The sequence below is a fragment of the Pelagimonas sp. genome, from assembly GCF_050633425.1.
In the GTDB taxonomy this organism is placed as follows: domain Bacteria; phylum Pseudomonadota; class Alphaproteobacteria; order Rhodobacterales; family Rhodobacteraceae; genus Pelagimonas.
The window spans coordinates 1-9,214 of the sequence record NZ_JBOEGM010000049.1 but is presented as its reverse complement, the minus strand read 5'-3'; the positions used below and the strand labels follow the sequence as shown (position 1 = coordinate 9,214).

The 9,214-nt window shown below is 58.0% G+C and carries 10 protein-coding genes; 5 read left to right on the top strand and 5 right to left on the bottom strand.

Annotation, left to right across the window (positions count from 1 at the left end; genetic code table 11):
* Window positions 1-68 precede the first annotated feature (68 nt).
* From ACRBB0_RS26220 to ACRBB0_RS26210, 3 genes are read right to left on the bottom strand one after another with little or no spacing between them, the layout of a single operon-like run.
* Window positions 69-1,028, bottom strand: a complete 960-nt coding sequence (locus ACRBB0_RS26220) for a TniQ family protein (RefSeq protein ID WP_111368995.1) — start codon at window positions 1,026-1,028, stop codon at window positions 69-71.
* Complete coding sequence (locus ACRBB0_RS26215) at window positions 1,025-1,882, bottom strand: TniB family NTP-binding protein (protein ID WP_229678661.1); 858 nt, start codon at window positions 1,880-1,882, stop codon at window positions 1,025-1,027. Before ACRBB0_RS26215 ends, ACRBB0_RS26220 begins: the two co-directional genes overlap by 4 nt.
* Complete coding sequence (locus ACRBB0_RS26210) at window positions 1,860-3,488, bottom strand: Mu transposase C-terminal domain-containing protein (protein WP_082894773.1); 1,629 nt, start codon at window positions 3,486-3,488, stop codon at window positions 1,860-1,862. The genes ACRBB0_RS26215 and ACRBB0_RS26210 overlap by 23 nt, the downstream gene beginning before the upstream one ends.
* A 233-nt stretch (window positions 3,489-3,721) precedes the next feature.
* Here ACRBB0_RS26210 and ACRBB0_RS26205 point away from each other — a divergent pair, with 233 nt between their 5' ends.
* The 5 genes from ACRBB0_RS26205 (at window position 3,722) to ACRBB0_RS26185 (ending at window position 7,561) form a co-directional block, all read left to right on the top strand.
* Window positions 3,722-4,438, top strand: a complete 717-nt coding sequence (locus ACRBB0_RS26205; protein ID WP_431377420.1) for a Crp/Fnr family transcriptional regulator — start codon at window positions 3,722-3,724, stop codon at window positions 4,436-4,438.
* A 181-nt stretch (window positions 4,439-4,619) separates the two neighbouring features.
* The gene (locus tag ACRBB0_RS26200; RefSeq protein WP_431377419.1) at window positions 4,620-5,783 is read left to right on the top strand and encodes a DUF6781 family protein; all 1,164 of its coding nucleotides are present in this window, start codon (window positions 4,620-4,622) and stop codon (window positions 5,781-5,783) included.
* 2 nt (window positions 5,784-5,785) lie between these two features.
* On the top strand, window positions 5,786-6,046 hold the full coding sequence (locus ACRBB0_RS26195) for a hypothetical protein (RefSeq protein ID WP_431377418.1): 261 nt from the start codon (window positions 5,786-5,788) through the stop codon (window positions 6,044-6,046).
* A 4-nt stretch (window positions 6,047-6,050) separates the two neighbouring features.
* Complete coding sequence (locus tag ACRBB0_RS26190) at window positions 6,051-6,554, top strand: TniB family NTP-binding protein (protein ID WP_431377417.1); 504 nt, start codon at window positions 6,051-6,053, stop codon at window positions 6,552-6,554.
* Window positions 6,551-7,561 carry a TniQ family protein gene (locus ACRBB0_RS26185; protein ID WP_431377416.1) on the top strand — a complete coding sequence of 337 codons (1,011 nt, stop codon included), beginning with the start codon at window positions 6,551-6,553 and terminating at the stop codon, window positions 7,559-7,561. The genes ACRBB0_RS26190 and ACRBB0_RS26185 overlap by 4 nt, the downstream gene beginning before the upstream one ends.
* Before the next feature lie 16 nt (window positions 7,562-7,577).
* On the opposite strand, the gene scpB is transcribed toward ACRBB0_RS26185, so the two are convergent.
* Complete coding sequence (scpB, locus tag ACRBB0_RS26180) at window positions 7,578-8,162, bottom strand: SMC-Scp complex subunit ScpB (RefSeq protein ID WP_431377415.1); 585 nt, start codon at window positions 8,160-8,162, stop codon at window positions 7,578-7,580.
* A 5-nt stretch (window positions 8,163-8,167) separates the two neighbouring features.
* Window positions 8,168-9,064, bottom strand: a complete 897-nt coding sequence (locus ACRBB0_RS26175; RefSeq protein WP_274577790.1) for a DUF1403 family protein — start codon at window positions 9,062-9,064, stop codon at window positions 8,168-8,170.
* Window positions 9,065-9,214 lie beyond the last annotated feature (150 nt).

Below are 9,214 nucleotides of genomic sequence, written 5' to 3'. Positions count from 1 at the left end.
TGTCGTAGTACCCTAATAAAAGAGAAATTACCGCTTCTGGCCTATTTTGGCGATTTCTGTGCCTCTATTTAGGATATGTCCACAGGTTTCGGCGACCTTCGGATGAGTGGTTCCGTCTGCCAAATCTCTTGCGCGCGGAGCAGAAGTGCATGTCGATCAGTGTTGGAGCCGAGTTCTTCAATTGCGCGTCGTGCCGCATGAAGCGCTCTCTCGGATGGCACAAGTCCAGTTGTTCCGAGCCCTCGTGTTCTAGCTCGGCGGCCTATGGCTCCCTGGTCTGCATATCGATATTCATGAAGTCGGGCCCAGCTCTGGAGATTCTCCAAAGCCTCACTCTGTCGCGGAAACGTACGCAACAGACTCCGCGCTGCCCGGTTGTTTCGCGCCACCCGATAGGCAGTGCGAAGCAACGGGTGCTTTGATCCGAGTTCAATCGCAGCGAGAACAATTGTTCTTTGGGCTTGGTTCTCAGAGATCAGCGCATCTGCATCCGCCAATTTCCACAATCGCAGAAGGTCTGACGTTTGTCTGAACTGATGCAGGCTTTGTTGGTCGCCAGAGACTACAGCTGACGCCAATCTTTTAGCCCCCTGAACCGCACGCGCTTTCATACGCTTTGAGATACCAGCATGCGGACATGTCGATACCAGAGACCGACCGCAACTTTCACAGTTTGTCGACCAAGCAAACCGCCAGTGGCGCAATACCAGATCCGGCGTTTGCTCTTGGCAATATGTGCAGGTCTGAAAGTCATGTGTTGCCAGATAGTTCAATGAGCGGGCGCTCAAATTTGGCAATGTCATCGCCGCAATCTCGGTACGTTTTCTTCCAACAGCCGCGCACAATCGGTCTACACAAACTTGCTCAAGGTCGCTCGAGCGGTCGGGCACCCTGCCCCTTTGCAAGCCAAGATAGCCGCACAGTTCTTCGGTTGAACAGTGATTGGCTTGTGCCAGCCGGGTAAGCCAGCTCGAAAGCAGTTCATCGCATAGGGGTGGTGGTCGGCGGGGCAGAAGCTTGATGGTCACTCGGCCTCAACGGCCGTCTCAAGCGGAACCGTCCACGCATGTTTGTTCCAGGTCGGCCGCCATGTCGCGACAGCCTCATCCGTAATCCTCTCTTCCCCAGAATGAATCGCATCGATGGCCAGAGACTTAATCATGATAAAGACGCGGGACGTGACCCCGCCGGTCACCTTCAGGATGGTTCGGAGCGAAGCAACGGTCAGGCCCGAAGGTTTTTCCAGCGCCATGGCCGCGATCAGTGTTTGGATCAGACGTGAGAACTCTACATCGTCTTCCCAAAGCGGCAAAAAATGTTCATCCAACCGGCGCGCAAGCTGGTCATCGCCACGGACGGCATCAAGCGCTTCGTTAACGCCAAAGACCACGAGCGATACGCTAAGCTCATTTGCGAGGAACCGTAGCATGTTGAGGAACCGACGTTGCTCCCTGTAACTGCCGGCAAGCAGATTGTGCACCTCGTCAATCATGAGCATTTTCAGGTCCATGTCTCTGAGATGGTTCAGCGCCCGAACCTCCAGTTCCGAGACTGTGCGACGCCCCCACATGGGCGCGCCAATCGTAGATAGTAAGTGTTGGTAGAACCTTCTCTCATCCGGCGCGGGTGGTGCCTGAAGCAGCAATACAGGTGTCTTGGTGATCCCGAGATCACTCTTGTATTGAGTGGGATACTTGCTCGCCATACGTTTGGCGATCATCGTCTTCCCGATGCCAGAGCTCCCATAGACCATCAAACCTGGCATGCGACTTTGTCGCGGTGTTTCCATCAATGATGTCAATCGATTGAGGACAATCGTTGCACGATCAAAAGCGATCCAATGGTCGCTGCGAATGCGGTCAATTCTTTCGTTTTGGGTCATGAAATTCATCTATGGGATAGGTTGGAAGATCAGGGTTGCCGGTATCAATCGCGAACATTTCACGAGAAGGGTCGCGCTGCTTTGGGGCCTTTGACAGGCGCGCATCCCGCTCTTTACCCAGCCTGGCTGCCTTGGTTTTCTGGCGCGCTGCCTCGGCCAGACGCCTTTGCGCGTCTACCATATCAAACAGCGCCTTTTCGTGGATCCGCCCACCGTGCTTTTCTTTCCATTCTTTGCGGGCGCGGCGACTTTCCCAAAGAGAGATTTCGGGATGACTGAGATTTCGGTAGCGCGCTTCGATCATGCGACCATCGTCTACCTGCACCCAAATCTTCGATAGGTTCCGCGGATCAAATCTGACTTGCGCCTTCTCTTTGCCCCGCCCGATCAAGGACGCAAACGCATCATTCCAGTAGCGCACTTCAAAAAGCGTGATCCCTGTGCGGCCAAGCTTGCGCCATTCAAAAGGCATGAAGCTCGATCGAAACGCGTCCACATCGACAACTTGCCGCCCTGCTGTATCGCCACCCAAATCGCTCCAGGCAGCAAGAGGTGTCCGGCCAAGAGCCCGATGCGGGGTGTTGTGATACCGACAGATTTCAAGATGAAGCCAGTCTTCAAACTCAGCAAGCGTCAAAGTCGCGTTTTGTTCGCTGTTATAGTCACCCTTGTCTTTGGGTGACGAGTGCGTGGTTCCAGGCAATACGTGAACCGAACCCATAGTTGTACCGATCAAGCGCTCAATGTGACCTCCGTAATGCTTGCCGCCCTTGGGACGATAGGAAACATCAATGCCCCAATCCTCGCACGCGGACTTGAACGCTCTGCTGCGGAACTCCTGGGCATTGTCCACATGAACAGCCTTCGGAATACCAGCCGTAGGCCAGGTAAGCTCTTCAAGGGTGCCGGGCACATGCACTGTCTTTCGGCGCACGCAATGGTCGAGACAAAGCGCAACCGACAGAACGGACGGTGCATCGAAACTCACGTATACGCCCAACACCACACGCGTGGTGACATCGATCGCCATCGTCAGGTTCGGCCGCGCAAGAGGCTGTCGATCGATGTGATCGACCAAAAATACATCGGCCTTGGTATGATCGATTTGCACGACGTCGAGTGGGTCGGGAACGTCGAGTTTGCCAGGACGCGCTGCGAACAATTGTCCAGCTACGTCCGCGCCATGTCGCTTTGAGATGACCTTACGCTGGTCCATCGCATCTAGCCGCCGCTTAACTGTTCGACGGGTCGGAGGCTGGAAGCCCTTTGCATCACACTCTGAGCGTATCTCACGCCAAATGCGCAAAAAACTTGAACGTTCTCGAACCAGATAGTAGCGGCTAAGGGTGGTGCTGATGATGCGCTCCACATCCGGAGCAAGACGCCCTTTTCCAGGTTTAGGCCCGCGCCGACCCGGTTGCAGCGCAACGGATCGAGCATCGTTCTCTTTGAGACGACGGTAAAGCTTCCAAGTATAGCTTTTGGAAAGACCCAACTCCCATGCCGCGTCGCCAATGGCACGACCAATTGGGTCGCCCTTTTTTTCAAGCTCAAGAAGCGGCCGCAGAATAGCAGCACGATGTTTCGCAACGGCTTCAGATTTCACAGCGCGTCTTCATCACAAATCGCCGAAAGTTATCCACAGATAATCTTGTATCCTAAATTAGGGTACAGTATCCTAATTAAAGGTACAATGCCACAAATAGAGGTACAAGCAGCCATTGAAAAGTCAGGGAAAAATTAGCCTCTATTCTCTTTAATTAGGGCACAACGACACCCGTCAAGGGCAAGCTGAAAAACAAGTCTCCAGCGTGATTACGCAAAGAGCGAGGATTTTCAATGAAACCGACCGATCCGAAATTCGATCACTGCCTTGCGGAGCTGCGCCAATCGCCGTTTTTTGCCGGACTGGGCAGCGACGTTCAGGCCGACATCCTGGGGATGTTCTCTTATGACACCGCACTCCGGCGCGACACGAATGTGAGCCTGCTCGACGCGGATCAGAGGTTTTCTGCGGTGGTCAGCGGTCGGGCCAAGGTTTCTGTTTATCACCCGGAAACCGGGCGCGAGCATATCCTTGACCTTCTGGGGCCCGGCGACGCGTTTGATTTGATCAGCCTGCTGGATCGCCAGCCCCGCGATGTCATCGTGACGGCGCTGGATGACATGGAAATCCTGACCGCAAGCCAGTCCCAAGTCAGGCAGTGGCTATTGCAACACCCCGAGATCAACCGGACGTTCCTACCCTATTTGGGAGAACAGATGCACCGCCTTGCCGATCAGGCCGAGGACCTGGCGCTATATGATACCGAAGCCCGGCTGGCGCGCCTGATCCTGCGCCACATCACCAGCAACGCACCGGTCCATGGGCTGCGCCTGATCAACGATCTGTCGCAGGAAACCTTGGCATCCATGATCGGTTCGGTGCGGGTGGTTGTCGGGCGCCAGATGTCGAAATGGAAGCAGGAAGGCATTCTCTCGACCGGACGGGGGAAATGGGCAATCGACGATCTGAACGAACTCATCGCCAAGGCTCAGAAAAAGCTCGACATCTGAGACGTTTTTGGCTGCGCGCCTTCGGCGAGGAATTGCCTGAAAGGTGGTTTTCACGAAAAAACGCATGTCCTGATACCTGGGTTGCATCTTGGCTGCGCCCCGACCGGTAATATCCCGTCTGGATGAGTGCTGGCCGACAAAAGGGTCGGTTGGCGCGCCAACCTGAAAACGGAGAAAACCCATGTTTACCCAAGTGAGAAAACAGATCACGGACTCGGTGAAGGAGGCCAAGAAAAACGGCGCTCTGACGGCAGAGAAAACCCATGCCATCCTGCGGGATGCGGTTGCCGAGGCAGCAGCAGACCTGAAAGGCGGCGCCACGCAAGCGCGCAAACTGTCAAACGAGGCCGTCTCCTCCGCCGTGAAGGCGCTTGAAGAGGCCGGTGGCGCAACCCGCGACACCGTGTCGGCTGCGGTTGCGGGAACGGTCGAAGGTGTCCGCCATGCCCCGGCCCAGCTTATTTCGGCCGCCGAAAAGGACGTTGCCGGAGCGAAAGAACGGATCGTGAGTGAGGAAGAGAAGCTCGCCGCTAGCCTTCGCGAAAGCCTGGAAGGGGCCAAGGAGGCCGCGCAGGAGTTTACCGGCAACATCCGCGAGGAAATCACCGATGCGGTCGCCGATGCCAAGCTGGAGATGACAGAGCTTCTGGGCGTGACCCGCGATGCGGTCAGGGACGCGGTGAAGACGGCCATCGAAAACGGCGAGAAGGTCGATGAAAACGTGCGCAGGATCACCCGCGATGCGACGGCCAAAGCCCTAGGTGAGGCGAAATTCACTGCCGAGCGCGCCCGCAATGTCTCTGAGACCGTGTTGTCGGCTGCGGTCGAAGCGGCTGAAGAGTCGGGCTCGTATGTCTCTGAGACCGCGCAGGCCGCAGCCGAGGGTGTGCGCGAAGGACTAGGAATTGTGATCGAGCAAGCCCGTGAAACCGTTTCCAGGACCCGCAAGGGGGCCGGCGAATACACGGCGAGCGAGCTGAAACAGCTGGCCAAGGATCTGGATTCGGTTGGCGACCTGTTCGTCGAGGCTCTCCGCCGGGTCGCCGACCGGTCGGGCAAGGTGGCAAGAGCCATTCTCGACGAGGTTGCCGAAGATGCCCGCAAGGCCGGGTCAAGCCTGCGCGAACTGGCCGCCAAGGCGGCAAGCGCTGCGGGCGACCGGTTGAAAGAGCTGGGCAGCGACACGCTGCATGCCGGCGGAAAGGCCGCCCATGTCGTCGCCGATGAGGCAAGCGAGTTGGGCGCGCGGATGGTCAGCGTCGCCAAGGGCGCGGCCGTCGGCATGTGGGAAGGCGCGCGCAAGGCGTTTGCCCATGACGACAACGACGAGAAAAAGGAGGGCTGATCATGAAAAGGACATTGATCGCAACCACGATGGCAATCGGGCTTGGCGCGGGTTTCGCGCTGGCCCCGACCTCGACCGTGTTCGCTCAAACGACGGGCGCAGAGGCCGAAACCGTTCAGAAGGACTGGCTGGATGAAATAAACACGCGCATCGATCTGGCACAGGCCAGAGCCGCGCTGTTGCGCGCCAGGATCGCGCTTCAGATCGAAGAAGCGCCCGGGCGGGCAAGCGTCCGGCTGGCGAAATCTGTCGCGGGCAAGTGAACAGGTGGATCATTTGCTGGATAGCCTGAAACCCCGCCTGCTTATCTTTGACGAATTTCACAGTGCGCTGCGCGGGCGGCGTCAGGACGTGAAAGCCGTGTTTTCGTTTCTGCGCCGCATTGCCAGGGTACATGACATTTCGCCGGTGTTGGTTGGTGAGATCGCGGTCTTTGATGCCATCCACGATACAGAAGAAATGGGGTCACGGTTTGACACGATTCCCATTCCGAGATGGGGGTATGACGAGGATTTCGCCACACTTCTTGACAGCCTTGAGGCCAGCATGCCGCTTGCCCTTGTATCGGAGCTATCACGTCCGTCATTGGCGAGAATGATCCATAAACTGTCCGAGGGATTGATCGGAGAAGTTGTTGATATCATCAGCCGGGCCGCGATTGCTGCGATCCAGAACGGCGAGGAACACATCACCGAAGCGCGCATTGCGTCCCTTGGCTACATTCCGTTGTCGAAGCGCCGGAACGCTGCCGTGCGCAATGAAATGACATGAGCCGACCCTCATCCGGGATTGCCGTTATGCCCACGCGCCGCTATGTCAACGAGGCTGGGCGTGGCTGGCCGGTGCATGTCTTTCCGGCTCCGGGGGAGCTTCTGTCAAGCTGGCTGCACCGGCTCGCCCTGGCCAATGGTGTCCCACCGCAATATTTCGGGCGCGTTCTCAGACTGACGGGCACGGCCTGGTCGGGGCAACTTGACCGAAACCTTCCCGGGCATGTCCTTGATCTTCTTGTCGAACAGGCGGGAATACCTGCAGGAGTTATTGCTGGACTGGCCCTTGGTCCCGATCCTCTGGCCCGGTTGCGATTGCGGTTGATGATCAAACCCCCCAAGAGCATCGCGTCCGGTCTGCAGCCCACCCGCATGCAATATTGCCCAGCCTGTCTGACAGAAGATCATGCGCCCTATTTCCGGCGCAGTTGGACCTTAGCGACGCGCGTTTCCTGTTTTCGCCATGGCCGCCGATTGCGGGATAGATGCCCAAGCTGTGGCAGCGGCATTGTACCGTCCAGACAAGACCGGCTATTGCCACAGCATGTTTGCGTTCGGTGCGATGGTGATCTCCGCAAACGTACCGTGCGCGCCGAGCATGATGTTCAGAAATTCGAAGGGCTGCTCGACGATCTGCTTCGCTTGCATGTTGCAGGACACCGGATGCCGGGCCAAACCACCCTGCCCGCTCTGCTTGGTGCGACCTGTTTCACTGTTGGCACAGAGCCCAAGTCCATCGCCCAGCTATCGCTTCGGGACCGTCAACGTCTGTTTCGTCAACTGGCGGAAGGCTCGATGCCCCTCCATATGCGACCCGATAGCCTCGCAACGCCTATTTGGTCACGAATTGCGCGGGTCGCGCCCACACATATGGGCCTAACGAAATCCCTCACGACAAAAATCATGGCCCGAACGGTAGCGGGACGAGACACCCGCCCTGCACGCGCCGAACTGATAGACTTGATGCAAACAATCGGGCGCCTTCACTCGGACCGTCGCGCATCATGATTGGCGAATGTCGTCATTAGGTGGTCAAACCTGCGTCCCCGAGCTGTTCCCGGTCCGGTAGGTCCTGCAAGCTTTCCATATCGAATGCCGCGAGAAACTCTTTGGTCGTCACATAGGTGTAAGGTGCTCCTCGCCGGGGTGAGCGCGGCCCGGTGCCGATCAATCCCCGCGCATGCAGCCTTCCAATCAGGTCGCGGCTGATCTCCTTGCCGAAGATATCCTTGAGCCCGTCTCGTGTGATCGGCTGGTGGTAAGCAATCGCGGCCAACACCGCGACATCGAACTCCCGCAGGTTCAGTTCCTGCTCGCCGATATTGGCTGCCGCCCGGATCGCAGATGCGTAGGCAGGGCGTGTTCGCAACATCCAGCCATCCGCAACCTTCGCCACCTCAAACGACCGCCCTTCCAGATCGGACGCGAGGTCTTCGATCAGCAGATCGACCGATACGTTCCCCACTATACGCGCCAAGTCTTCACACGGTACAGGCGTTGCAGACGCAAACAGAACCGCCTCGATCCGCCGCATCCATTCACGCCAGCGCAGCTCGGCCGGGAGGTCTTCCAGTTCGCGATCCAGATGGTTCTCAGCATGATCCTTCATTGGTCTCATACCCCGTAGAGCCGGAACGTGTCGCGCCCGGTCAGCTCGCGCACAGCGCCGAGCTCGACCAATCTGTCGCAGAACCGCCGCGCAGCACGGTCCGAATTCAACGAGGTGAGAGCTGACGGCGCCGCCGCATCCCGGGTCAGGAACAACTCGACGGCCTGCTCTGACCCCTTTGCCCTCAGCTTCGGCGCAACCGCGGCCAACCGTGCCACTCGCCGGGACAGGTCTGCGGCACGGCGCACGGCTTCGATTGATGAAGCGATCACCGCGCGATGACAGGCCAGTCGCAATTCATCACCTCGCTTGCGCTGGTCCGCGCACTTCATGCCCGTAGCCAGCAACGGCAAAAGGTGATCCCAGCCGAGCGCTTGCGCCAAGGCCGCATCGGCCAGGATCAAAGCGGCGGTTTCTCCGCGCGGGGTATCCGACAAAACCTTCTCCAGAACTGTTGCGGCCCGCGTAACTGGCGCCCCCTGCCCAGCACCGCTCTGGTCGCACCAGTCCAGCCATTCGGCAATCTGCATAGGATCGATCCCCGGTATGGCTCGATGCAACGCCTTGACCGAAACCGGCCGCTCCAATGCCCGCCGCCAGGACAGATAGGTTTCCCCGGCTGGTCCAGGCAAATCGCCAGGGCGCGACAAGTGCACCGCATCGCGCAACTCCCCAGCCCTTTCCGGTCGCCCTGAATGCGCGACACAGGCTTCCGCCGCGCGCAGCGCCAGCCTCTCACGCAACAAGCTCTGGGGCACATCCTCGCGCCCCACCACAAGATGCAGGTGGTTGAGAGCCGCGCCTGATAAAAAGGCAACATCTTCAGGGGTTTCGGCGTGTGCCGAGGTGATCCAGGAGGACGTCCGGGGTAAGGTTTCGAAGTCGTCACGGGCATATGTCATGCCACAAGACTATCTTATGGCGGCGCTTTTGCCTACTATATAGTGTGCAAACCGCCCCGCTTTGTCGTTTCCAGCCATGTCCAGTAATGTTGTATTATCGGACATTAAGAGGATATGCTGGGAAACATGGCCAAAACACCCGAAGATGAG

Excerpts from the sequence above, each read along its gene's own strand:
- ACRBB0_RS26200 (WP_431377419.1), top strand. The coding sequence starts at position 4,620 with ATGTTTACCCAAGTGAGAAAACAGATCACGGACTCGGTGAAGGAGGCC.
- ACRBB0_RS26215 (WP_229678661.1), bottom strand. The coding sequence starts at position 1,882 with ATGACCCAAAACGAAAGAATTGACCGCATTCGCAGCGACCATTGGATC.
- ACRBB0_RS26195 (WP_431377418.1), top strand. The coding sequence starts at position 5,786 with ATGAAAAGGACATTGATCGCAACCACGATGGCAATCGGGCTTGGCGCG.
- ACRBB0_RS26205 (WP_431377420.1), top strand. The coding sequence starts at position 3,722 with ATGAAACCGACCGATCCGAAATTCGATCACTGCCTTGCGGAGCTGCGC.
- scpB (WP_431377415.1), bottom strand. The coding sequence starts at position 8,162 with ATGAAGGATCATGCTGAGAACCATCTGGATCGCGAACTGGAAGACCTC.
- ACRBB0_RS26185 (WP_431377416.1), top strand. The coding sequence starts at position 6,551 with ATGAGCCGACCCTCATCCGGGATTGCCGTTATGCCCACGCGCCGCTAT.
- ACRBB0_RS26175 (WP_274577790.1), bottom strand. The coding sequence starts at position 9,064 with ATGACATATGCCCGTGACGACTTCGAAACCTTACCCCGGACGTCCTCC.